Origin of the sequence: Streptosporangium sandarakinum, from assembly GCF_013409935.1 — a bacterium.
Taxonomy (GTDB): domain Bacteria; phylum Actinomycetota; class Actinomycetes; order Streptosporangiales; family Streptosporangiaceae; genus Streptosporangium; species Streptosporangium nondiastaticum.
In genome coordinates this window covers 675,553-698,666 of the sequence record NZ_JACCCO010000003.1, presented here as the reverse complement: position 1 = coordinate 698,666, position 23,114 = coordinate 675,553, and the positions used below count along the sequence as shown (strand labels likewise).

Here is a 23,114-nt window from a genome sequence, read left to right as displayed (position 1 = left end):
CTTCACATGTCATGATCCGCGTCAAGGGCGCCCGGGACGCCGGCCACCCCTGTCGGGATCAGGGGGAACGGGGCCGCCAGTCGCCACGGTCCAGGTTGAGGGTCTCGGGGGTGTGCAGGCGCACCATCGTGCGCGCCACCCCCGGCGGGATGCGGCCCGGCGTCAGCAGCGAGACCACGATCATCACCCCGAAGGCCACCGGCACCGTCCACGCCGCGGGCTGCGCCAGCAACGCCCCGGCCAGCCCGGTGTGCGGGCCGCCGCCGATCGTCAGCAGCACCGCCCCGCCGGCCAGGCCGCCGCCCGCCAGCAACCCGGCCATCGCCCCGGCCGAGGTGAGCCGCCGCCACCAGATGCCCAGCACCAGCAGCGGGCAGAAGGAGGAGGCCGCCACCGCGAAGGCCAGTCCCACCACGTCGGCCACCGGCAGCGTGCGCGCCCACGTCGCCAGGCCCAGCGGCACCGCCACCGCCACCACCGCCGCCGCGCGGAACGAACGGACCCCGCCCCTGAGGATGTCCTGGCCGATCACCCCCGCCACCGACACCGTCAGCCCCGAGGAGGTCGACAGGAACGCCGCGAACGCCCCCGCCGTGACCAGCGCCCCCAGCAGGTCGCCCGCCACTCCCCCGATCACCCGGCCGGGCAGCGCCAGCACCACCGTGTCACCGCCCGCCAACTCTGGGACGTAGACCCGGCCCAGCGCGCCGTAGACCGCCGGAAGCAGGTAGAACACCCCCAGCAGGGTCAGCACCACCAGCGTCGTACGGCGCGCCGCCCGCCCGTCGGGGTTGGTGTAGAACCGCACCAGCACGTGCGGCAGTCCCATCGTGCCCAGGAACGTCGCCAGGATCAGCGAGTACGTCGAGTACAGGCCGTACTCCTTGCCGCTGGCCAGCGGCAGCGCCCAGGTCGCCGCGTCACCCGCGCTCAGGCCCGGGGCGCCGTCCGCCCGCCAGGCCACCAGCAGGAACACCACCGGAACGGCCAGCGCGGTCAGCTTCAGCCAGTACTGGAACGCCTGCACGAAAGTGATCGACCGCATGCCGCCCGACACCACGTTGACCGCCACCACCACCGCCACCAGCGACCCGCCGATCCACTCCGGCGCGCCGGTGATGGCCCGCAGCACCAGGCCCGCGCTCTGGAACTGCGGCATCAGGTACAGCCACCCGATCAGCACCACCAGCACCCCGGCCAGTCGGCGCACCGCCATCGACTCCAGTCGCGCCTCGGCGAAGTCCGGCAGCGTGTAGGCCCCGGAACGGCGCAGCGGCGCCGAGACCAGCACCAGCAGCACCAGGTACCCGCCCGTCCACCCCACCGGCAGCCACAGCATGTCCGCGCCGTAGGTGAGGATCAGCCCGGCGACCCCCAGGAAGCTCGCCGCCGACAGGTACTCCCCGCCGATGGCCGAGGCATTCCACAGCGGCGAGACCGTCCGGGAGGCGACGTAGAAGTCCGAGGTGGTCCGCGACAGCCGCACGCCGAACGTCCCGATCAGCACCGCCGCCAGCATCACCAGGACCACGGCGGTCACCCCGTACGCCGCGTTCACCGGCCACCCGCCCGGTCCGACCCGGGCTCCGCGACCGGGCCCGCGGCCGGATCCGCCCCCGCATCCGGATCACGCCCGCCCGGCCGGTCCACCGGCCCGGTGGAACACCGCTCGTCACGCCCGCCCGGCCGGTCCACCAGCTCGGCGAAGTGCCGCTCGTTGCGTTCGGCCTGCCGTACGTACAGCCACGCCCCGGCCACGAACCCCGGGTAGACCAGCCCCGCCAGCAGCGCCCACGGCACCGGCACCCCGAGAAGATGCGCCGACCCCAGCTCCGGCACCAGCATGAACAGCAGCGGCAACCCGCCGGCCACGCACCCCAGGACCGTGCAGACGAACAAGGCCAGTCGGAACTGCGTCCGCACCAGCGACCTCATGTAGACCTCGCCCAGCCGCGTCTGCTCGTCGATCTCCCGCGTCGCCGGATACCGCGGATGCCGGGCCGCGGTGGTCCGCGGGCTGGTCACCACCTCGCGCCGCGGCCGCGGCCGCTCCCCCTCCCGGCCCTCCCGGCCCACCGCCCGGGTGAACCGCTCGGCCATCCGCCGCCGCGGCTCCGGCTCCTCCTGCGGCTCGGCCTCCCTGCCCTCCCTGCTCATTCGCCCCTGCCCCGGCGGGCCCGGCGCACCAGCAGGTCACGAAGCTCGCGGGTGTGCCGGCGGCTGACCGGGATCTCGCTGCCGCCGACCCGCACCACGCACCGGCCCGACTCGATGTGCAGCTCGTCGATGTGCTTGACCGCCACCAGATGACTGCGGTGCACCCGTACGAACCCCGCCGCCGACCAGCGCTCCTCCAGCGTGGCCAGCGAGATGCGCACCAGATGGCTGCCGGCGGCCGTGTGCAGCCGCGCGTAGTCGCCCTGCGCCTCCACGTAGCGCACCTCGGCGCTGGAGACGAACCGGGTGACGCCCCCCAGCTCCACCGGGATCGTCTCCGGCCCGGCCCGGCCCGCGCCGTCACCGTCCGGCAGCTCCGCCGCCACGCACACCCGCCGGATCGCCTCCGCCAGCCGCTCCGGCCGGACCGGCTTCAGCAGGTAGTCCTCGGCCTTGATCTCGAAGGCGTCGACCGCGTGCTCCTCGTACGCCGTCACGAACACCACCCGCGGCGGGTTGGCGAACTGCGACAGCAGCCTGCCCAGCACCACCCCGTCCAGCCCCCGCATCCGGATGTCCAGGAACACCGCGTCCACCGGCCGCCCCTCGGCGATCGCCCGGTCCAGCACCCGCAACGCGGCCGCGCCGTCCCTGGCCAGGAAGACCTCGCCGATCCGCGGATCGTCCCGCAGCAGGTAGGCCAGATCCTCCAGGGCGGGAAGCTCGTCGTCCACCGCCAGCACACGCAGGCCGGTCACGGTCACCCCTCGACGTCGTTCACATGCGAATCCCTAGAGGGTGATGAACCAGACATCAAGTGTCAACAGTCTCCGCCCGGCGGCGCCCTCCGAGGCGCCGTCCGCCGCGGACCCGGCCTCAGTTGGCCGACACCCCCGGGTGATACTTGGGAACCCGCACGCTGACCTTGGTCCCGGCGCCCCTGCCGGTCTCCACGACCAGCCCGAACTCGTCACCGTAGACCTGACGCAGCCGCTCGTCCACGTTCGCCAGCCCCACCCCGCCGGCTCCGGAACGCTCGTCGGTGTCCCCCGCCAGGATCCGGCGCAGCCGCTCCGGGTCCATCCCGACCCCGTCGTCCTCCACGCTGATCCGGCACTCGGCGCCCGCGTCCTCCGCGATGATCGCGATGCACCCGGTCCCCGGCTTGCTCTCCAGGCCGTGCCGTACCGCGTTCTCCACCAGCGGCTGCAGGCACAGGAACGGCACCGCCACCGCCAGCACCTCCGGGGCGATCCGCAGGGTCACCTGGAGCTGGTCGCCGAACCGGGCCCGCTCCAGGGTGAGGTACCGGTCGATGGAGTGCAGCTCCTCGGCCAGCGTGGTGAACTCCCCGTGCCGCCGGAAGGAGTACCGGGTGAAGTCCGCGAAGTCCAGCAGCAGGTCCCGCGAGCGATCCGGGTCGGACCGCACGAAGCTCGCGATGGTCGTCAGCGAGTTGTAGATGAAGTGCGGGGAGATCTGCGCCCGCAGCGCCCGCACCTCCGCCTCCATCAGCCGCGTCCTGGACCGGTCGAGCTCGGCCAGCTCCAGCTGGGAGTCCACCCAGCTCGCCACCTCGTGGGCCGCCCGGACCAGCCCCGCCGAGGCGTGCCCGCCGTAGGCCGCCAGCGACCCGACCACCCGGCCGTCGGTGGTGAGCGGCACCACCACGGCGAACCTGATCGGGCACTCGGGGATCTCGCACGAGATGACCTCCGGCCCCAGCACCCGGGTACGGCCGCCCGCCAGGGTCCTGGCCGCGTGCCCGAACGCCTCCGGGGCGTGGTGGTCGCCCTCGCCGTCGTAGACCAGCAGCCGCTCCCCGTCGGTGATCGCCAGCGCCGGGGAGCCGAGCAGCTCGCGCAGGTGCCGGGACGCCTTCTGCGCCCCGGCCTCGGTCAGCCCGGCCCGCAGCGGCGGCGCGGCGAGCGAGGCGGTGTGCAGGGTCTCGAACGTGGCCCGCTCGGCCGGGCTGCTGCCCAGCTCCCGCCGGCCGCGCAGCACCCGCCACAGCACCAGCGCCGGGACGCCGACCACGACCGCCACCACCAGCACCGCGACGAGGGGTTCCACCTGCCGGACCCTACCGCCGGGACCGTTGTACGGCCAGCGTTCCTTTACAAGGTAGATCAATACGTTGCCACGGACGGCCGGCAGGCGTACGGCGGTGAGTGCGACTTCACATGGACCTTCGATCCGGCCCTGACCGTCGACGCCCAGTACCTCGTCTACGGCTCCTGATACGGCGGCGTCTTCATCACCAGGCTTGACGCCACCGGCAGGCGCGCGGTGGGCGAGCCGACCATGATCGCCATCGGCAACCCCTTCGAGGGCGGCTATCTGGTCCGCCGCGCCGGCTACTGGTACCTGTTCGCCTCCTCCGCCGACTGCTGCGCGGGCCTGACGACCGGCTACCGAAATGCGGGCCGGTGCTCCGGTCTTCAGGCCGGAGATGAAGGCCCGCGCGGGAGTGCCCGCCAGGGCGCGGGCGTGTCCTGACCTTCCCGGTCTTGCCGCTCGGCCCACCAGGTGTAGGGCACCAGGACGGCGAAGGGCCGGCCGCCCGCGTTCGGCGATGGTGTGCTCGCCGGGGTGGTGGGCGGCGTTGGCGCGGTCGCCGGTGTGTTCACGGATCGCCCGGATTCCCCTACGCCCGGTCATGGCCGGATGGCACGATGATGGCCGTGCGGCTGCGTTACCGGTACCGGCTCTCCCCGGACGCCGCCCGGCGCCCGGCGCCAGGCGCTGGCGCGGGCGTTCGGGTGCGCCCGAGTGGTGTTCGACGACGGGCTGCGCGCACGCCAGGCAGCGCGTGAGGCGGGCCTGCCGTACGTCTCCGACGGGGAGTTGTCCAAGCGGGTCATCACCGAGGCGAAGAAGACGCCGGAACGCGCCTGGCTCGGTGAGGTGTCGGCCGTCCTGCTTCAGCAGGCGCTCGCCGATCTGAACACCGCCTACCGGAATTTCTTCACCTCGGCCGCCGGGAAGCGGAAGGGCCCGAAGGTGGCCCCGCCCCGGTTCCGGTCGCGCAAGGACAACCGGCAGGCCATCCGGTTCACCCGCAACGCCCGGTTCTCGATCACGGCGGGCGGGAGGCTGCGCCTGCCGAAGATCGGGGACGTGCCGGTGCGCTGGTCGCGGACCCTACCGTCGGAGCCGTCCAGCGTCACGGTCATCAAGGACGCGGCAGGCAGGTACTTCGCGTCGTTCGTGGTCGAGACGGCCGACGAGCCGCTACCGGAAACGGTGGCCGAGGTGGGCATCGACCTGGGACTGACGCACTTCGCGGTCACCTCGGACGGCTCGAAGGTGGACAACCCGCGCTTCCTGCGCCGGACGGAGCGCCGCCTGCGCAAAGCGCAGCAGGCCCTCTCCCGGAAAGTGAAGGGGTCGGACAATCGCAAGAAGGCCATTGCCAAGGTCGCGCGGGCGCATGCCCGGGTGGCCGACGCGCGCCGGGACTTCGCCCACAAGCTCTCTGCGAGCATCATTCGCGACAACCAAGCGGTGTACGTGGAGAATCTGTCGGTGAGGGGCCTGGCGCGCACGAGGCTGGCCAAAAGCGTCCACGACGCGGGCTGGTCGCAGTTCACGGCCATGCTGGAGTACAAGGCCGCCCGATACGGCCGCACCTTCGCCAAGATCGACTGCTGGTTCCCGTCGTCGAAGCTCTGCTCGGCATGCGGGACCTTGCAGGACAAGATGCCGCTTTCCGTCCGGTCGTGGACCTGCCCATATGGCATGGTCCACGACCGGGACGTCAACGCGGCGATCAACATCCTGGCCGCCGGACGGGCGGACAGGCGAAACGCCTGTGGAGGGACGGTGAGACCACCGCTTGCGGTGGCACGACCCGGCGAAGCAGGAACCCACTCCAAGCCGCCCGCGTTCTCGGCGGCCTGGCAGGGGAGAATCCCCGCCCTTCAAGGCGGGGAGGACGTCAAAGCGTCTACGCCGGCCGCTCCCGCGACATCACCGGCCCCTACCTCGACCGCCAGGGTGTGCCGCTGAACACCTCCAGGGCCGGTGGCACGATCGTCGGCCCGCCCGCCGCGGATCCGGCCTCCGGGCCGTGCGGCCTCGTCCCCCGCGGGTCCGTTCCCGGGGACCGCCCGCCGGGCTTCAGGCGGACGGCCCCAGGGCCCGGCGGATGCGCTCGGCGTAGGAATCGGCCTCGTCGTCGCCGTCGTAGCGGACGCGGGGCCAGAAGAAGCCGCGCAGGCCGTCCCCGCGGTTGCGGGGGACGACGTGGACGTGCAGGTGCGGCACGCTCTGGCTGATCCGGTTGTTCACCGCCACGAACGTGCCGCCCGCCGCGAGGCCGCGCTCGACGGCGGCGGAGACGGCCCGGACCCGCTCGAAGAACGGGCCGACCAGCGGCGCCGGCAGCTCCGGGAGCGTCTCGACGTGGCGGACGGGCACCACGAGGACGTGCCCCTTGAAGACCGGCCGCCGGTCCAGGAAGGCCGTGGCCACGCCGTCGGAGAGCACCACCGACGCCGGCTGCTCCCCCGCCGCGATGGCGCAGAACGCGCACGCCGCCTCCGCCGCGCCGGAGGCGGCCGCCCCGGAAGTCTCCGCCATCGCCCCAGCATAGAAGGCGGCCCCGGAGGCCCCCGTCAGGAGACGACCTTCGTGGTGACCGTACGGCTGAAGCGGTAGTTGCAGAACTTCGCCCGCGCCTGGGCGCGGGTGTGCCGCCGCGCGTGGTCCTGCGCGTTGAGCCCGTCGAAGCTGTCGAAGCCGAGGGTCGCCCTGGCCTTCCCGTGGGCATTGGCCGGAAGGCGGGCGGAGAGCACGATCCTGCCCTGGTTGGGGATCCTGCCGCGGGTCTCGCACCAGACGCCGTCGGCGTGCCGTCCGCAGGGGAAGGTCGCCAGCCGTTTGCCCGCGGTGTCGAACAGCACCGCCCGTGAGGGCCCGCGGGCCCCCTTGGGGAAGGAGCCGCCCACCCAGTAGGAGCCCCAGTAGGGGGCGAAGGACGGCGTCCAGGTCGTGGAGTAGTCCAGGACGTAGGCGACCTCCCGCCCGGGGGCGGCGCGGGAGGCGCCCCGGACGGTCAGGTCGAAGACGATGAGTGCCTCCCGCTCGCACTTCCTGGCGCTGAGGCAGCCGGCGTCGGCGGGCGACGCCGGGGACAGCGCGGTCGCGACGAGGGTGAGTCCCGCGGCGAGTCCGAGAGCACGGCGCATGTGACCTCCTGGGGGTCAGGCCGGGAGGGCGGGGCCGTACGGTCCCGCCCTCCCGGCGGATATGCCTGCATCGGCACTGAGGACAACGGATGCGGCACCGGAACGGTTCAGCCGGCCCCCGTATCCCGAAGGCGACGGACGCGGGCCCGGGGCGGTCCGGGCGGCTTCCGGGTCCTCCGTGCGCCCCGCGACCCCGTGACGGCGGTCCGCGCCCCGGGTGTCCGGGCGGACGGAAGGGAGAGGGGGTCCGCCGTCCACCCGGAAGCGGCCAGACTACTCCCCGCCGATCAAGGCCGGTCGCGCCCGGGTCCCCGGCGGGACAGGGGGCGCGATCGGTCTCCTCACCACCTGCGCCGTCGCGCGACCATCCGCCGTACGGTCACCCTCCGGGTCCTGCCCCGGTTCTGGCGCAGCGACCGGAACGCGAGCAGGGCCAGGGCCGCCGCCGCCGCGGCCGCCGCGGCGGCCGGCGTCCGGCCCGCGGTGTTCTTGAGCCGGACGGGCGCCCTCTCCTTCACGCGGCCGACCATCTCCGGCGCCGCGCCCCGCGCCCGGCTCACCATCCGGCCGGCGCCCTGCCTGACGCGGGCTTTGACGTCGGTCTTCTGCACCAGGGCCTCCACGGTGTCGCCCAGCTGACGGCGGGAGTTCTCGATGTCGCGGCGCACGGACTCCTTGGTGTCCTTGACCGTGCCCCTGCCACCCCGCGCCGGGGCCCTGCCGCCGGTCATCGTCCCGCCGGGCGCGGTCATGCCGGCCGGTCCCGCGCCCGCCGCGCCCACGCCGCTCGCCGCCGTGCCGGTCCCGACCGCGCCGGACCGGCCGCCGGCGGCGTTCCCCCCGGTGACGCCCTCCACGGTGGCGGACGGCCCGGCGGCGCCGCCGGGCGCCGTCCCGGTGCGCTCGCCCGTCGGGGCGCCGGGAATCGGGAGGTACGGCGTTTTCGGCGGGATGTCCAGCGACTGCCTCTCGTCCGGCGGCACCGGCATGCCGACCGGTTCCCGGCGGGAGCCGGTGGTGCCGGCCTCCGGACGCTCCCGGCCGCCCCTGCCCGGATCGGTTTCGGTCATCGGTGCGCCCTCTCCCTCACCGTGTCGATGTCGTTCCTGACGCTCTCGATGGTGTGCCGCGGGGCCGGCGGGCCGGCCTCGGACACATGATGCTTGCCCAGCAGGCCGAAGATCGCGGCCATCACCAGCAGCACCACACCGATGATCAGCGCGGACAGCCAGCCCGGCAGGACCAGCGTGAGTGCCAGGATCGCCGCGGCGACCAGGGCTCCGCCCCCGTACAGCGCCATGACGCCCGCTCCGCCGAACAACCCGGCACCGAGCCCGGCGTGTTTGCCCTTCTCCGCCAGCTCGAGCTTGGCCAGGCGTAACTCGTCCCGGACCAGGCGTGAGACGTCCTGTGAGAGCCGACGGACCAGCTCCGCCGTGGACAGGGTCTCCCTCTGAGTGTCGGTCATGGCATGCCTCTCCTCCCTGCAGGAGAAGCGCCTACCCCCTCCTGCCATGGCAAACATCCCCGGCGGCGGCCGGTCGCGAGCCGCCGCGCGGCCTCGCGCCCGGCGCTCGCGGCGGTCGTGCCGTCACCGCGGGGAGGAGCGCGCCTGCGCCGGTGACGGTTCGTGCGCCGCCGGGAAGGGAGCGGCGGACCGCCCCTCCCCACCCGTCCACGCGTCCCGTGGACCGGGACCACGCGGATTCGTGATCGATGTACCGGCGTGAATACCGGTTCGATTCTGGCCATACCCACCTGCCGTTCGACGGCAACCGGTTACCCGCCGTCATTCGGCGGAGCGGCCCGGGGCACGTCCGGCCCGAGGTGGGGCCGGTCCGGGCCCGCTCGACGGCCACGCCCGCCGGCGGCGGGAATGGCGAGGGCGGCGGGGCCGGTCAGCCCGGCAGCGGGCCGAGCATCCGGTGGGGGCGGCGCAGGGCCACGCTGACCGGGTCGTCGCGGAAGGGGTCGGCGCCGGGGCCGGGCCGTACCTCGGTCTCCTCCAGCGGGGGACGCCCGCCGCACGAGGGGCAGAGCCCGTGGGGGTCGATGCGGGCGCCGCAGGTGACGTGGTGGAAGACCCGGCGGGGGCCGGCCTTCGAGAGGTTCCGCTCGCCCCACTGGGCGAGCAGGTACACCGGGCCCCACAGCTCGCGGCCCATCGCGGTCAGGACGTACTCGTCGCGCGGGGGTGACTGCGAGTAGCGCACCCGCTCCAGCACCCCGGCGTCCACCAGCGTCTGGAGTCGCTGCGACAGGACGGCCCGCGGGATGCCGAGGTGGGCGAGGAAGTCGCCGTAGCGGCGCACGCCGTACAGCGCGTCGCGGACCACCAGCAGCGTCCAGCGCTCCCCGACGAGCTCCAGGGCACGGGCGAGGGAGCAGTCCTGCCCTTCGTAGTTCTTGCCGAGCGCCATGACCCCATGCTAGTTCGCTCACCGAACCCACGCGCCGCGCGACCGATGCAGGTTCATTCACCGAACCGACGCGTGCTACGGTCTCCATCAGTTCATTGAATGAACCTTGGAGGCTTCCCCATGACGATCGCCGCGCCCGGGCGCGCCCCGGACACCGCCCCGGCCCCCGGTCCGACCCTCGCGCTCGCCTGCGCCGCGCCACTGCTGGCGCTGGTCAACTACACCGTCCCGGCGGCGACGCTGCCCCAGATGGTCCGGGACCTCGACTCGGGTCCCACGGGACCGGCCTGGCTGCTGAACGGCATCTCGCTGGGCCTGGCGGCGGCGCTGCTGGTCACCGGGGACGCGGCCGACGCCTACGGACGGCGGCGCGTCTACCTCGCCGGGCTGTGGACGCTGGCCGCCACCGCCGTGGCGGCGGCCCTGGCGCCCGGGACCGGGATGTTCGTCGCCGCCCGGGTGGCGCAGGGAGCCGCCAGCGCGGCGGTGCTCACCGCCGGCCTGGGCGTCCTCGGGCACGCCTTCCCCGGCGGTCCCGGGCGCCTGCGCGCCACCGGCCGCTACGGGGCCATGATCGGCCTGGGCATCGCCGTCGGGCCGCTGCTCTCCGGCGCGCTGGCCACCGCGGTGAGCTGGCGGGCGGTCCACTGGGTGGTCGCCGCGGCCTCGGCGGCTCTGGCGCTGACGGCGGCCGGCCGGCTGCCGGAGTCGCGGGCCGCGACGCGCCGGCCGCCGGACGTGCCGGGTGCGCTCCTGCTGGCCTCGGGCCTCGCCGCACTGGTCACCGCCGTCACCGAGGGACGCGCCGGCTGGGACCGGCCGGTCGTGGCCGTCGCCTTCGCCGCCGCGGCGCTGCTGCTGGGCTTCTTCGTCGCGGTCGAACGGCGCCGCCGGCTCCCCCTGCTCGACCCGGGGCTGTTCCGGCATCCCCTGTTCGTCGTCTCCACCGGCGGGGCGCTCGTCGTCGGGACGGTCGTGGTCGGGCTGATGAGCTTCCTGCCGGCGGTGCTGCAGCTCTCCCGGGGCCTGACCTCACTGGGCGGCGCCGTGCTGCTGGCCGCCTGGTCGGGGGTCTCGTTCCTGACCGCCCTGCAGGCCCGCCGCCTGCCGCTGACCGGCGGCGGCGGCCTGGCGCTGGGGCTGCTGCTGTCGGCCGCGGGCACGCTCGCGATGCTGGGCGCCGCCGCCCACGCCCCCTGGGCCCGGGTGGCGGTCGGGCTGGTCGTCGCCGGGACGGGCAGCGGCCTGATCAACGCGGCGCTCACCCGGCTGGCCATCGAGAGCGTGCCCGCCCACCGGGCCGGGATGGGGTCGGGGGCGGGCAACACCGCCCGCTACGTCGGCTCGACGCTGGGCGTGGCGCTGGTGGCCGCGGTGGTCGGCGCGGCGGGCCCGCGGGCGGGCACCGACGTCGCCCTGCTGGCCTGCGCCCTGGTGGCGGCCGCGGCCGGCGCCGGGATCGCGGCCGCCGCGCGGCTCACCGGTCGCGGCGGAACACGACCACCAGCACCCGCAGCGCGAGGATCGCGCTGATCACCAGCAGGTTGTAGCCGATGAGCTGGTGGAGCCCGACGCCGGCGGTGACCGGCGGGCCCGGGTCGGCGCCGAGCAGCAGCGCCGCCATCAGGCCCGTGGTGGCCGCCAGCACGGTGACCAGCACCTGGTGGAGCAGACCGGTGACGTGCCTCCGGTCGCGCTCGTCGGCGAACAGCCGCACGTTCAGGCTGAAGCGGCCGTTCTCGGCCGCGCCGACGATCCGCTCCACCCGGCGGGGCAGGCGCCGCAGCATGGGCAGCAGGTCGAGCGCCTCCGCGGCGACGGCCTGCCGCACCCGCCCGGGATCCGCCTGCTCGGCCAGGTGGCGGGCGGAGAACGCGCGGGCCTCGGCGACGACGTCGAAGCCCGGCGCGAGCCTGGCCAGCGTGCCCTCGATCGTCGCCAGCGCCCGGAACACCGCGGCCACCTCCGGTGGGACGGACAGTCCGTGGGCGAAGGCGATCCGGAACAGCTCGCCGAACATCCGCGCGTCCGGCACGACGCCGCCGGACAGGTGGCGGGCCATGAACCGGCCCAGCTCGCGTTCCAGCTCCCGTTCGTCGATCTCGTCGGGCCGCGGCACGACCTCCAGCAGCGCGTCGCTCACCCCGAGCGGGTCACCCCGGTCCAGCGCGCCGAGCAGCCGCTGCAGGGCACCGCGCAGCGAGGCGTCGAGCCGTCCCACCGAGCCGAAGTCCAGCAGCGCCAGCCGCCCGTCGTCGAGCAGCATGAGGTTGCCCGGGTGCGGGTCGGCGTGGAAGACGCCGTGCAGCATCACCTGGCGCAGCAGCGTCTCGAAGAGGATCCTGGCCAGCTCCTCGCCCCGCTCCGGGGCGGCCGAGCCGAGCGGCACGCCCTCCAGCCGCTCCATGACGAGCACCCGCCGTCCCGACAGCGCCGGGTACGGCACGGGCACCCGTACCGGCTCCCCGGCGGAGGCGGCGGCCACCGCGGCCATGTTCGCCGTCTCGATGCGGAAGTCCAGCTCCTCCCGGAGCGCCTCGGCGAATCCGCGGGACAGGTCGCCGACGCCGAAGGCGCGGCCCCACCGGGTGCGCCGCTCCAGTGTCCGGGCCAGGCGGTCGACGATGTCGAGGTCCTGCTCGACCACGGCGGCGATTCCCGGGCGCTGGACCTTGACCACCACCTCCTCGCCGGTGCGCAGCCGGGCGCGGTGGACCTGCGCGATCGAGGCCGCGGCCAGCGGTTCGCGGTCGAAGTGGGCGAAGGTCTCCTCCACCGGCCCGCCCAGCTCGGCGGTCAGCACCGGCTCGATCTCCGCCCAGGGCGTCCGGGCCGCCCGGTCCTGCAGCAGCCGCAGCTCCTCGACGAACTCCTCCGGCAGCAGGTCGGCGCGGGTGGACAGGATCTGCCCGAGCTTGACGAAGGTGACCCCGGCGTCGTCCAGAGCCTCGCGCAGCGACCGGGCCAGGCCCGCCCGGCTGGAGGGCGCGCCGAGGTCGGGGTCCCTGCCGCGCAGGTAGGGGCCGAGGCCGTGCCGCATCAGGATCCGGGTGATCCGCAGGTAGCGGCGCGAGCGGGCGGCGCGGCGGCGCAGCCCCCGGACGAGCTCCAGCGGCCCGGGCAGCGCCCCCCGCGGCACCAGCGCCTCGGCGACCACCAGGAACACCATCCCGGCCAGCAGCGCGCAGACCACGCCGAGCAGCAGGAACCACAGCGGCGTGACGCCCTGGTCGTTCATGTCCACCGCGCCGGAGAACGTCTTCATCAGCGGCCCGAGGACCAGGGCCACCAGTCCCCCGGCCAGGAGCGTGCGGACGACCCCGAACCGCAGGTCGAGCAGCCGCCGGGTGACCACTGCGAACCCGCCCACCAGCAGCAGGGCGGTGACCGCGAAGGCCGCCGCCGTCAGAACACCCATGACCGCCCGCCGTTCCGATCACCGTAAGAGCAACGGCCGACAGACTAGGTCATTCCCGGGCGAGGGTATGAAAGTGGAGTTCGACGCCGCTCTCCGCGGCTCTCCGCGCCGGCCCGTTCCCACCCCGGTGGAACCGGCGGCGGAACCGGTGGCCGGTCCTCGGCTCTCGGGACACGGGACACGGGACACGGGACACGGGGCGTGTCGGGTCGCGTGGAAAGTCTGTTACGCCAGATCATGAGACCCTTGCTCTACTTGCCTAACGCGATGGGAAGGGCGGCACGCTAGAAATGGCACAGATCGTCGGCGGCGGACGCCCGGTCAACGACGCCGAGCGACGGGTGATCGCCCATCTGCGGGACAACGCCCCCGACGACTGGCTGCTACTGCACAACATCGAGGTGCCGCGCGACGGCGACGTCTTCGAGGTGGACCTGGTGGTCCTGACCGGCCACTCCCTGTGCGTGATCGACGTCAAGGGGACGCGCGGGCGGATCGAGGTCGCCGGCTCGCGGTGGTTCCCGGCGCGGCGGGAGGCGTTCGGCTCCCCCGTGACCAAGCTGCGCGGCACCGGGCGGGCGCTGAAGGGCCTGCTGGTCCGGCAGCGGCGGGAACTGGAGCGGGTGTACGTCGACAGCCTCGTCGTGCTGACCGGGCCCGACGCCGAACTGGTCGACCCGGCCGGCCGCGACCTGCGGCACGTCACCGACCTCGACGGGCTGATCCCCACGTTGCGCGACGTCTCCCGGATCAGGCGGGGCTGCACCCCCGACGCCGTGCCGTACCGGACCGCGATCCTGGAGGCGCTGAACGGCTCCGTGCGGCGGTCCACCGCGCCGCCGCGGTTCGGCAACTGGGAGGTGGAGGAGGAGCTCGGCGGGGACGCCCGGGTCACCGAGTACCGCGCGTTCAACGCCACGGTCCCGGGCAGCGAGACGGTGCTGCTGCGGGTGTACCGGGCCGACCCGCTGGCCGAGGAGGAGCCGCGCGCGGCCGAGCGGCGGCTGATCACCAACGCCTACCAGGCCCTCACCAGGATCCCGCCGCACCCGTGCGTCGTCCGCGCGCGGGACTTCTTCGCCGTCGACGACGAGAGCCGGTTCGTGCTGGTCCTCGACGACGTGCACGGCCAGGCCCTGCACCTGCGCCTGAGCGCGTCCCGGCGGGCGCTGCCCACCGCCGCCCGGCTCGACGTGCTGGAGGACATGCTGGCGGGCCTGGCCCACGTCCACGCCAACAACGTCATCCACCGGGCGCTCAGCCCCGCGTGGGTGCTGGTGACCGAGGAGGGCCGGGCGATGCTGACCGGGTTCGACTACGCCAAGCCCGGCCCCCGGCCGTACACGGTGGCCAGCGAACTGCCCAACGTCCTCGACACCCCCTACGTCGCCCCCGAGTGCCACGCCGGGCCCGAGCGGATGACGGCCGCCTCCGACGTGTACGCGGCGGGGGTCATCGGCTTCCACCTGCTCGCCGGACGGCTGCCGTCGGGGAGCCCGGACGCCGAGGCCCCGCTGGACGACGTCCCGCCGCAGGTGACGGACCTGCTGCGGCGGATGCGCGACCACTCCCCGGACAAGCGGCCGGGCGCCGCCGAGGCCCTTGAGGACCTGCGGCGGGCACGGGCGGGGCTGCCGCCCGGGGAGCGGGCGACGGAACGCGACACCGTGCTGCTCGACCGGATCCGCGGCAGGTTCCGCCGCCTGTCCGGCCGCCGCGCGTAACGGCGGCCGGGTTCCGCTCGGTGGACCGCCTCGCCACGGCGGCGATCCACGGAACGGAACCTAACGCCGGGGCCCTGCGGCCCGGTTCCCCCGGATGCGGGCCATCAGCTCGCGTGCCCGCTGCTGGTTGCGCGGGTCCCGGGCCATCACCTTGACCCGCTCGACGGTCCTGCGGCCCTGCGGGCTGGCCAGGTATCGCCGGATACGGTCGATCATGGTCGCCATCGTGTCCTCCCATCGCTTTCCGAAGGGAGCTTCCCCGGCGATCCCCGTCCAATCCGGAGTGCCCGTCCCGGGAGCCCGGAACGGGGCGCGGGAGCGGCGCGGAAAGGGTACGGAGAACGGCGCGGGGAGCGGCGGAGCGGGCGGCTCGGCGCTCCCGGGCCACCTGGAGCCGGGCCACCGGGCGGCCCGGGAGCGGACGCTCAGGAGTCGACGAACTCCTCGGGGACCATCACCCGCAGGCCGTTCGGGATGGTCCGGATGGTGATCGGCGTCATCAGACGGACCTCGCCGTCGACGTCGGCGGCCATCGGCGGGTCGGTCTCCAGGAGCATCTCCCGGCCGACGACGAAGGGGCCGCCCGCGAGGCTGCGCCAGCGGCCGGTGGCGGCGCGGATCAGGGTCTCCACGACCAGCCGGAGGCGCTTGCCCGAGCCGAGCTGGTAGGCGACGAGCAGGCCGTTGTCGATGCTGATGTCCCTGGCCACCTGCCAGCCGCCGTGGAAGCGGCCGTTGGCGATGTTGAGCTGGTGGGTGAGCAGCTCGTGGCGGTGGCCGTCCACCGTGATGGCGGCGCGGAAGGGCCGGTGCCCGGGGAGGATCGTCAGGGCGGTCAGGGGATAGGCCGGGCGCCCGAGGACGCGCTTGAGCCAGGGCCGCACCTTGCCGGCCACCTCGACGGAGACGCCGAAGCTGGCGAGGTTGGCGAACTCCCGGTCACCCGCGACGCCCAGGTCGATGTCGGCGACCTTGCCGGTGCGGAACACCCGGACCGCCCCGGGCAGGTCCAGCGGGAGGCCGAGGCTGCGGGCGAAGTTGTTGGTGGTGCCCAGCGGCAGCAGGCCGAGGGCGACGTCGCGGTGGGCGACGTGCTTGACCGCGGCGCTGAGCGTGCCGTCGCCGCCACCGACGGCCAGCAGGTCGGGGCGTTCGTCCAGCGCCGCGTCCAGCGTGGCCCGCAGGGCGCGGGGATCGTCGACGGTGAAGGTGCGGACCGGTTTGAAACCCTCCGCGTGCAGCGCGCGGACGACCTCGGGGAAGAGGCGGCGGCCGCGGCGCGAACGCGTGTTGACGACCAGGCAGACCCTGCCCTTCGTCCGGATGGCCTCGGTGTGCTCGGCCTTGCTTCGGAGCTCTGCCACGTGTCCCTCTCCGCCTCGGCGTTCCTGCCGCTCAAATGGTATGGCCCCGCCGTCGGTGACGGCGGGGCCATACACGGTTCTCCGGCCGGTGATCCGGGCCGTCCGGGTGGTCCGGACGGCCCGGGACCGGGCGGTCAGGCGGTCAGGCGGATCTTCCGGGTCACTTGGACGGCGGGGTCACCTGGATGATCGCCCCGAGGTTGCCGGGCAGCGGGGTGATCAGCTTGAGCTTCACACCCAGCGCCTTGCCCTCGTCGCCGGGGTTGCCGGAGCCGAGGACGTGGCCGTCGCCCAGGTCACTGCCGTACAGGTCGGTGGCCGGGGTGCCGTCGGGGTTGACGACCCGGGTGCTGTAGCGCTGGTCGCCCTTGGACGGGACGACCACCGAGGCGTCGAAGTCGCGGTAGTAGAGGCCACCGTCACGGAACTCGAAGCCCGGGTACCAGGTCTTGGCGTCGGTGAACTCGCTCACCCCGTTCTGGGCCGGCAGCTTGCTGCAGTAGGCGCTGAACGGCTCGTTCGCACCCTCGATGCACTCGGTGAAGGGGTAGGTCTTACCGAAGGAGAACGCCGCGTTCGAGGTCTGCATACGGCCGGGCAGGTTCTTCAGCACGGTCGGGTCCTTCTGCGCCCCCTCGCCGTTCCGGCGGAGCGGGTCGAAGTGGGAGTCGACCAGGAGGAGGCTGCCCTTGGAGCCGATGCTCGGCGCCAGGTCCAGGTTGTTGACGATGGAGTTGTTGGTGTAGGTCGAGTCGCGGTACCACACCAGCATGCCGGGCGCGTTGTACTTGACCTTCTCCACCTTCCACGCGCCGTCACGGGAGTAGTTGGTGGTGTAGGTGTACTGCAGGCCCTTGTCGAAGCCGTCGAAGTTGCGCCACTCCGCGAGGTAGAAGCGGGAGATCTCGCGGTAGCCGTCGTTGACGATCCAGCCCTGGCCGTGGGTGTTGGTGAAGGTGCCGCCGCTGGTGGTCCAGCCGTTGTTGCCGCCCTCGACGTCGTCGCTCCAGACGGTCTGGCCGCCGTTGGTGAGCGCGAAGTCGTCCACGTGCCAGCTGCGCGGGGTGAAGGCCGCGTCGGTGTTGTAGACCAGGCGCAGCTTGATGTTCTTGCCCGCGAACGGAGCCAGGTCGACGTAGTCGTGCCGCCAGCCGTCGGTGTTGCCGGTGAGGCCGTACTTGCGGTTGTTGAACTTGGCGAGGTTCTTGTTCGGGTCGGGGTAGTCGTCGCCGGTCGAGACCAGGGCGCCGCCCTCGGTGTAGACCTTCAGCTGGCTCCAGGTGGAGCCGCCGTCGGTGGACGCCTCGACGAAGCCGAAGTCCCAGTCCTGCTCGATCTCGTAGTTGTTCCAGAGCCAGAACTTCACGTCGGAGCCGGCCGGGACCTGGACGTCGCGGGCGAGCTTGACGTCGCCCCACTCCTGGTCGAGGTTGGACCACCACATCTTGGTGCCGCTGTGCGGCTCGATCATCTTCAGCGGCGCGCTGGGCACGTTCACCCGGACGCCGTCCTGGGTGAGCTTGGGCGTGCGCGAGGCCTGGCCGATCGTCACGAGACGGGAGGAGTCACCGGCGTTGAAAACCTTGGGGTTGGCCCAGCCGAGTACCCACTTGTCCCAGATGCCCATGTGGGTGGGCATGGACTGGAAGATCGGGCCGCTGTGCGAGCCGCTGGACATCAGGTCCCAGAAGTCGACCGCGGAGGATCCCTGACCGGTGGTGTCGTACAGGTCCGGCAGGCCCAGGTCGTGGCCGTACTCGTGGGCGAAGACGCCGACTCCGGAGTCCTCCGGCTGGACGATGTAGTTGGAGATCTTCACGTCCTTGCCGGGCACCTTGTAGCCGCCGGCCACCGCGCTGGAGTGCGCCCAGATCGCGTAGGGACCCTCGGCGCCGCCGTCGGAGGACTTGTCCTTGCCGGCGTGGACCAGCACCAGGTGGTCCACCACGCCGTCGGGCTCGGCGAAGTTGCCGTCACCGTCGGCGTCGGCGACGTCCTCGACGTCGTAGTCGGCCCAGGGGAAGTTCGGGTCGGCGGCGGCGAGGGAGTTGACCGCGTCGATGGCGAGCTGGCCCGGGCCGAGCGGGTTGCTCGGGTGACCGCTCATGTCCTGGGGCTCCTGGCCGCAGGCGCGGGCGCCGTAGTAGGCCTCCGAGTGCGGAACCTTGATCCACGGGCTCGCCTGACCGCTGACGGTGTAGGCGCCCTTGGACATCTCCTCGTACATGTTCTTCATGGTGTAGCCGGAGATGTCGATGCCCTTGCGGCCGTCCCGGGGGTCGGTCAGGTCGGGGCGGACCCGCTCGGTGATGCCCTTGGAGCTGTAAAGCATCTTGTTGAAGTGCTCGGGGCTGAAGTCCGGCACCCAGAAGCTGTTGTTGTCCTTGTTCGCCAGCTTCGCCGGGTCGGGGATCTTGTTGTGCAGCGGGCCGTTGAGCAGGGTGCCCGGCGGCTCGGTCACGCACGTGTCGTCGGTCACGCTCTTGGGACGGCTGAAGCCCGAGAAGTCGTCGTTGGCCTTGTCGTCGAACTCCACCAGAAGGGTGAGGAGTTTCGCCTCCTTGGCGACCTTCGACTTCTTGAACAGGAACTCGGCCGGGTTGAGCCCGGTCTTGATCGCCTGGGCCTCGCGGGCGGCCAGCACCCGGGCCGCGGCGGGGTTGCCCTCGGAATACTTGCGGTTGACCTTCTTCGCCGCGGTGGCCTGACGCGCCTTGGCGCGCGAGCCGGGAACGGCCGGGTCGGCCACCTCCGGCTCTTCCCTGGGCGGCGCGTAGTTGATGTAGTAATCGGCCGCGGTCGGCTGGTACCGGGCGACCGAAGTGTCGGCCTGCGCCGACTGGCCGCCGACGGCCAGTCCCGCGGCGGCCAGGCCGACGACAGGCACCAGCGCGAGAACGCGCCTGCGGATGCCTCTGCCTCTGCTGGACAACGCATACCCTCCCTGCCCGGGTTCGCCGGGCGCGGACATCCCTGCGTGCCGTGTGCACGCGCCGACGGGGACGTTAGACGAGAAGGTAAAGCAGGAGTAAAGACGTCGGCTTTATGTTGCGAAACTGTAATTGAGAGCCTTTTGTCGCGTAAATACGTTATGTCGGTCCTTGATCTTTTATCGAAGACCAATCGGCAGGTCGAAGACGGTGAACCGTACGGCGGGCGGGGCACGGGGCGGGCCGTACGGGGGACGGACCGGGCCCCGGACACGGCGATGCCCCGGCACCGGAGTGCCGGGGCATCGGGGCGTCGGGACGGCGTCAGCGCGACGTCATGACAGGAGGGGCGAGAGGGGCGCGAGAGGCGGAAGGGACGGGAGGGACCGGGCGGTCCCGGGTCTCCCCGTGCGGGACGGCCGGGACCGGCCCTCCGGGCACCCGGCCGCGCGGACGGTCAGATCTCCTCCTGCGGGGCCGTCGGGTCGAGCTGGCGCGGCTGGGTCTTCGCCCTGGGATGGCTCAGGTCGAAGGCCGGACGCTCGGAGCGGATGCGCGGCAGCGAGGTGAAGTTGTGCCGCGGCGGCGGGCAGGAGGTCGCCCACTCCAGGGAGTTGCCGTACCCCCACGGGTCGTTCACGGTGACCCGCTCCCCGTGGCGGTAGGACCACCAGATGTTGTAGAAGAACGGCAGCGTGGAGGCGCCGAGGATGAACGCGCCGATCGAGGAGATCATGTTCAGGCCGGTGAAGCCGTCGACCGCGCTGTAGTCGGCGTAGCGGCGCGGGAAACCGGCCACGCCCAGCAGGTGCTGGACGAAGAAGGTGGTGTGGAAGCCGATGAACAGCAGCCAGAACTGGATCTTGCCGATCGTCTCGTTCATCATCCGCCCGGTCAGCTTGGGCCACCAGAAGTAGAAGCCGGAGAACATCGCGAACACCACGGTGCCGAAGACGACGTAGTGGAAGTGCGCCACCACGAAGTAGGAGTCGGTCACGTGGAAGTCCAGCGGCGGGGAGGCGAGGATGACGCCGGTCAGGCCGCCGAGCAGGAAGGTAACCAGGAACCCCACGGCGTACAGCATGGGTGTGGCGAAGACCAGGTGGCCGCGCCACATGGTGCCGGTCCAGTTGAAGAACTTCACCCCGGTCGGGACCGCGATCAGGAAGGACATGAACGAGAAGAACGGCAGCAGCACCTGGCCGGTCGGGAACATGTGGTGCGCCCACACGGTCATCGACAGCCCCGCGATGGCCATGGTCGCGCCGACCAGGCCGATGTAGCCGAAGATGGGCTTGCGGCTGAAGACCGGGATGACCTCGGTGATGATGCCGAAGAACGGCAGCGCGATGATGTAGACCTCGGGATGGCCGAAGAACCAGAACAGGTGCTGCCACAGGATCGGCCCGCCGGTGGCCGGGGCGTAGACCTGGGCGCCGAACTTCCGCTCGGCCAGCAGGGCCAGCAGGGCGGCGGCGAGCACCGGGAAGGCCATCAGCACCATCATCGAGGTGAGCAGCGTGTTCCAGGTGAACAGCGGCATCCGGAACATGGTCATGCCGGGGGCGCGCATGCAGATGATCGTGGTGATGAAGTTGACCGCGCCGAGGATCGTGCCCAGACCGCTGGTGACCAGGCCGACGATCCACAGGTCGCCGCCGACGCCGGGTGAGCTGATCGCGCTCGACAGCGGGGTGTAGGCGAACCAGCCGAAGCTGGCCGCGCCGCCCGGGGTGAGGAACCCCGAGACGGCGATGATCCCGCCGAAGGCGAACAGCCAGTAGCTCACCATGTTCAGCCGGGGGAAGGCCACGTCCGGCGCGCCGATCTGCAGCGGCATGATCGCGTTGGCGAAGCCGGCGAACAGCGGCGTGGCGAACAGCAGCAGCATCACCGCGCCGTGCATGGTGAACATCTGGTTGTACTGCTCCTGGGTGACGAACTGCATGCCGGGCTGGAGCAGCTCCGCGCGGATGACCATCGCCATGATCCCGGCGAGCACGAAGAACACGAACGACGTGATCAGGTAGAGGTTCCCGATGATCTTGTGGTCGGTCGTGGTCAGCCACGACACGATCAGCGACCCCCTGGCGGTGGGCGCGAGCGCGGGCCGCTGCTGCACAGATGTCACAGCCGGCTCCTTCCGGTTGGCGACAGCCGGATACGGCGGAACTCCCCGTTCGTTCACCAGCCATCTGCCCGGTCCGGACAATCAGAACACGCGACACGAGGAGCTACATAGTCAACTAATCCTCTTAGTAAGGCAATCAATTCCGAAAATGGCATTTATGGGGATAATTCACCCTTGTTTCTGGAATTCTCGCACCGGGCCGGACCGCGTCCGCACCCGGGTCGCCCGCTCCCGCTCCCCGCCCTCTCCCCGCCCTCTCCCCGCCCTCTCTGGGCCTCTCCCCGCCTCCGCGCCCGGCGCCTCTCCCCGTCCCCGCGCCCGCTCCGCGCCCCTCCCCCGCCGCCGTGCCCGGCACCCGGTCCGGGCGGCCCGGTCCGAGGGCTTAAAGTCCCCTTGTGACTGCTATCACCGAACTCGCCGCCGCGCTCGCACCCGGAAAGATCCTGACCGACCCCGACGTGACCGATTCCTACGCCCGGGACCGGACCTTCCTGGAGCCGGGCAAGCCCCTGGCCGTCGTGCTCGCCGAGACCCGCGACGACGTGGTGGCCGTCATGCGCTGGGCGACCCGGCACCGGGTGCCGGTGGTGCCGAGGGGCGCCGGGACCGGCCTGGCGGGCGGAGCCACCTCGGTGGACGGCGGCGTGGTGCTGGCGCTGCACAAGATGACCGCGATCCGGGAGCTTTCCCCGGCCGACGAGATCGCCGTGGTGGAGCCCGGCGTCATCACCGCCGACCTGGACAGGGCGGCCCGCGAGCACGGGCTGATGTACGCGCCCGACCCCTCCTCCTACGAGATCTCCACGATCGGCGGCAATCTCGCCACCAACGCGGGCGGGCTGCGGTGCGTGAAGTACGGCGTGACCCGTGACTCGGCGCTGGGCCTGGAGGTCGTCCTGGCCGACGGGCGGGTCATCGACACCGGCAGGCGCACGGTCAAGGGCGTGACGGGCTACGACCTGACCGGCCTGTTCATCGGCTCGGAGGGGACGCTCGGGGTCATCACGGCGGCCACCGTACGGCTGCGCCGCGCCCCGGCCTCCTACCCGGCGACGATCGCCGCCGAGTTCACCTCCCTGCGGGACGCCGCCGCCGCGGTCTCGGCGATCATCGCGGCCGGGTGCCAGCCGTCGCTACTGGAGATGCTCGACCGGACCACACTGGAGGCCGTCGAGGCCTGGCGGAGCATCGGGCTGGAGCCCGCCACCAAGGCGATGCTGATCGGGCAGGCGGACTCCGCCGACGCCGACGCCGTCTCCGCGCGGATGGTGGAGCTGTGCGAGGCCAACGGGGCGTCCTTCGTGGCGGCCTCCTCCAGCCCCGAGGAGGCCCAGGAGCTGATCTGGGTCCGCCGGATGGCCTACCAGGCCAAGGAAAAGCTGGGGAAGTGCCTGGTGGAGGACGTGTGCGTGCCGCGCTCGGCGCTGCCGTTCATGATCGAGAAGATCGAGGCCATCGCGGCGCGGCATGACGCCCTGATCGCCACGGTCGCCCACGCCGGCGACGGCAACCTGCACCCGGTCTTCATCTTCGACCACGCCCTGCCCGAGCCGCCGCCGAACGTGTGGGCCGCGGCCGACGAGGTCTTCCGGGAGGCGCTGGCCATGGGCGGCACGCTCACCGGCGAGCACGGCGTCGGGCTGCTGAAGCGGCGCTGGCTGGCGTTGGAGACCGGGCCGGTCACCGAGGAGCTGCACCACGGGATCAAGGGGCTCTTCGACCCGCTCGGCATCCTCAACCCCGGCAAGGCCATCTGAGCCGCGCTCCCGGCGGCCCTC

Annotated in this window: 18 protein-coding genes and 1 pseudogene; 5 read left to right on the top strand and 14 right to left on the bottom strand. The window is 72.6% G+C overall.

What is annotated here, in order from left to right; all coding sequences use genetic code 11:
* Nucleotides 1–58: 58 nt before the first annotated feature.
* The 4 genes from HDA43_RS29485 to HDA43_RS29470 form a co-directional block, all read right to left on the bottom strand.
* Nucleotides 59–1,558, bottom strand: a complete 1,500-nt coding sequence (locus HDA43_RS29485; RefSeq protein WP_179827454.1) for a sodium/solute symporter — start codon at nucleotides 1,556–1,558, stop codon at nucleotides 59–61.
* Nucleotides 1,555–2,157, bottom strand: coding sequence for a hypothetical protein (locus HDA43_RS29480; protein WP_246424749.1), 603 nt, complete (start codon nucleotides 2,155–2,157; stop codon nucleotides 1,555–1,557). Before HDA43_RS29480 ends, HDA43_RS29485 begins: the two co-directional genes overlap by 4 nt.
* Nucleotides 2,154–2,915 (bottom strand): LytR/AlgR family response regulator transcription factor, encoded by a 762-nt coding sequence (locus HDA43_RS29475; protein WP_179827452.1) that lies wholly within the window; start codon nucleotides 2,913–2,915, stop codon nucleotides 2,154–2,156. Before HDA43_RS29475 ends, HDA43_RS29480 begins: the two co-directional genes overlap by 4 nt.
* A 118-nt stretch (nucleotides 2,916–3,033) precedes the next feature.
* Nucleotides 3,034–4,230, bottom strand: a complete 1,197-nt coding sequence (locus HDA43_RS29470; RefSeq protein WP_179827450.1) for a sensor histidine kinase — start codon at nucleotides 4,228–4,230, stop codon at nucleotides 3,034–3,036.
* Between the two features lie 216 nt (nucleotides 4,231–4,446).
* On the opposite strand from HDA43_RS29470, the gene HDA43_RS29465 reads away from it, so the two are divergent.
* Nucleotides 4,447–4,656, top strand: a complete 210-nt coding sequence (locus tag HDA43_RS29465; RefSeq protein WP_179827448.1) for a hypothetical protein — start codon at nucleotides 4,447–4,449, stop codon at nucleotides 4,654–4,656.
* 185 nt (nucleotides 4,657–4,841) lie between these two features.
* Nucleotides 4,842–5,991, top strand: a pseudogene (locus tag HDA43_RS29460) (RNA-guided endonuclease InsQ/TnpB family protein); the annotation flags it as partial.
* Nucleotides 5,992–6,279: 288 nt separating this feature from the next.
* Here HDA43_RS29460 and HDA43_RS29455 read toward each other — a convergent pair.
* From HDA43_RS29455 to HDA43_RS29435, 5 genes are all read right to left on the bottom strand, one after another.
* Nucleotides 6,280–6,741 (bottom strand): HIT family protein, encoded by a 462-nt coding sequence (locus HDA43_RS29455; RefSeq protein ID WP_179827446.1) that lies wholly within the window; start codon nucleotides 6,739–6,741, stop codon nucleotides 6,280–6,282.
* A gap of 35 nt (nucleotides 6,742–6,776) precedes the next feature.
* Nucleotides 6,777–7,349, bottom strand: a complete 573-nt coding sequence (locus tag HDA43_RS29450) for a thioredoxin domain-containing protein (RefSeq protein WP_179827444.1) — start codon at nucleotides 7,347–7,349, stop codon at nucleotides 6,777–6,779.
* Nucleotides 7,350–7,690: 341 nt separating this feature from the next.
* Nucleotides 7,691–8,419 carry a DUF3618 domain-containing protein gene (locus HDA43_RS36145; protein ID WP_179827442.1) on the bottom strand — a complete coding sequence of 243 codons (729 nt, stop codon included), beginning with the start codon at nucleotides 8,417–8,419 and terminating at the stop codon, nucleotides 7,691–7,693.
* On the bottom strand, nucleotides 8,416–8,817 hold the full coding sequence (locus HDA43_RS29440) for a phage holin family protein (RefSeq protein ID WP_179827441.1): 402 nt from the start codon (nucleotides 8,815–8,817) through the stop codon (nucleotides 8,416–8,418). The genes HDA43_RS36145 and HDA43_RS29440 overlap by 4 nt, the downstream gene beginning before the upstream one ends.
* Before the next feature lie 430 nt (nucleotides 8,818–9,247).
* On the bottom strand, nucleotides 9,248–9,769 hold the full coding sequence (locus tag HDA43_RS29435) for a winged helix-turn-helix transcriptional regulator (RefSeq protein ID WP_179827439.1): 522 nt from the start codon (nucleotides 9,767–9,769) through the stop codon (nucleotides 9,248–9,250).
* 120 nt (nucleotides 9,770–9,889) lie between these two features.
* Here HDA43_RS29435 and HDA43_RS29430 point away from each other — a divergent pair, with 120 nt between their 5' ends.
* Nucleotides 9,890–11,302 (top strand): MFS transporter, encoded by a 1,413-nt coding sequence (locus tag HDA43_RS29430; RefSeq protein ID WP_179827437.1) that lies wholly within the window; start codon nucleotides 9,890–9,892, stop codon nucleotides 11,300–11,302.
* On the opposite strand, the gene HDA43_RS29425 is transcribed toward HDA43_RS29430, so the two are convergent.
* Nucleotides 11,247–13,187: an ABC1 kinase family protein gene (locus tag HDA43_RS29425; protein WP_179827435.1), complete on the bottom strand. Its 1,941-nt coding sequence runs from the start codon at nucleotides 13,185–13,187 to the stop codon at nucleotides 11,247–11,249. The genes HDA43_RS29430 and HDA43_RS29425 overlap by 56 nt on opposite strands.
* A 290-nt stretch (nucleotides 13,188–13,477) precedes the next feature.
* On the opposite strand from HDA43_RS29425, the gene mads6 reads away from it, so the two are divergent.
* A complete protein-coding gene (gene mads6 / locus HDA43_RS29420; RefSeq protein WP_179827433.1) occupies nucleotides 13,478–14,911 on the top strand; it encodes a methylation-associated defense system protein kinase MAD6 in 1,434 nt (477 codons plus the stop codon).
* A gap of 60 nt (nucleotides 14,912–14,971) precedes the next feature.
* On the opposite strand, the gene HDA43_RS29415 is transcribed toward mads6, so the two are convergent.
* From HDA43_RS29415 to ctaD, 4 genes are all read right to left on the bottom strand, one after another.
* On the bottom strand, nucleotides 14,972–15,127 hold the full coding sequence (locus HDA43_RS29415; protein ID WP_179827431.1) for a hypothetical protein: 156 nt from the start codon (nucleotides 15,125–15,127) through the stop codon (nucleotides 14,972–14,974).
* A gap of 209 nt (nucleotides 15,128–15,336) precedes the next feature.
* Nucleotides 15,337–16,275: a diacylglycerol/lipid kinase family protein gene (locus HDA43_RS29410; RefSeq protein ID WP_179827429.1), complete on the bottom strand. Its 939-nt coding sequence runs from the start codon at nucleotides 16,273–16,275 to the stop codon at nucleotides 15,337–15,339.
* Between the two features lie 160 nt (nucleotides 16,276–16,435).
* Complete coding sequence (locus HDA43_RS29405) at nucleotides 16,436–19,207, bottom strand: immune inhibitor A domain-containing protein (protein WP_246424748.1); 2,772 nt, start codon at nucleotides 19,205–19,207, stop codon at nucleotides 16,436–16,438.
* 455 nt (nucleotides 19,208–19,662) lie between these two features.
* Nucleotides 19,663–21,336 (bottom strand): aa3-type cytochrome oxidase subunit I, encoded by a 1,674-nt coding sequence (ctaD, locus tag HDA43_RS29400; RefSeq protein WP_179827418.1) that lies wholly within the window; start codon nucleotides 21,334–21,336, stop codon nucleotides 19,663–19,665.
* Between the two features lie 395 nt (nucleotides 21,337–21,731).
* Here ctaD and HDA43_RS29395 point away from each other — a divergent pair, with 395 nt between their 5' ends.
* Nucleotides 21,732–23,093 (top strand): FAD-binding oxidoreductase, encoded by a 1,362-nt coding sequence (locus HDA43_RS29395; protein ID WP_179827417.1) that lies wholly within the window; start codon nucleotides 21,732–21,734, stop codon nucleotides 23,091–23,093.
* The last annotated feature ends 21 nt before the right edge of the window (nucleotides 23,094–23,114 follow it).

Bases quoted from the DNA above. Each gene is read 5' to 3' on its own strand.
- HDA43_RS29450 (WP_179827444.1), bottom strand. From the start codon at position 7,349: ATGCGCCGTGCTCTCGGACTCGCCGCGGGACTCACCCTCGTCGCGACC.
- HDA43_RS29415 (WP_179827431.1), bottom strand. From the start codon at position 15,127: ATGATCGACCGTATCCGGCGATACCTGGCCAGCCCGCAGGGCCGCAGG.
- HDA43_RS29435 (WP_179827439.1), bottom strand. From the start codon at position 9,769: ATGGCGCTCGGCAAGAACTACGAAGGGCAGGACTGCTCCCTCGCCCGT.
- HDA43_RS29425 (WP_179827435.1), bottom strand. From the start codon at position 13,187: ATGGGTGTTCTGACGGCGGCGGCCTTCGCGGTCACCGCCCTGCTGCTG.
- HDA43_RS36145 (WP_179827442.1), bottom strand. From the start codon at position 8,419: ATGACCGAAACCGATCCGGGCAGGGGCGGCCGGGAGCGTCCGGAGGCC.
- HDA43_RS29440 (WP_179827441.1), bottom strand. From the start codon at position 8,817: ATGACCGACACTCAGAGGGAGACCCTGTCCACGGCGGAGCTGGTCCGT.
- HDA43_RS29480 (WP_246424749.1), bottom strand. From the start codon at position 2,157: ATGAGCAGGGAGGGCAGGGAGGCCGAGCCGCAGGAGGAGCCGGAGCCG.
- mads6 (WP_179827433.1), top strand. From the start codon at position 13,478: ATGGCACAGATCGTCGGCGGCGGACGCCCGGTCAACGACGCCGAGCGA.
- HDA43_RS29455 (WP_179827446.1), bottom strand. From the start codon at position 6,741: ATGGCGGAGACTTCCGGGGCGGCCGCCTCCGGCGCGGCGGAGGCGGCG.
- HDA43_RS29430 (WP_179827437.1), top strand. From the start codon at position 9,890: ATGACGATCGCCGCGCCCGGGCGCGCCCCGGACACCGCCCCGGCCCCC.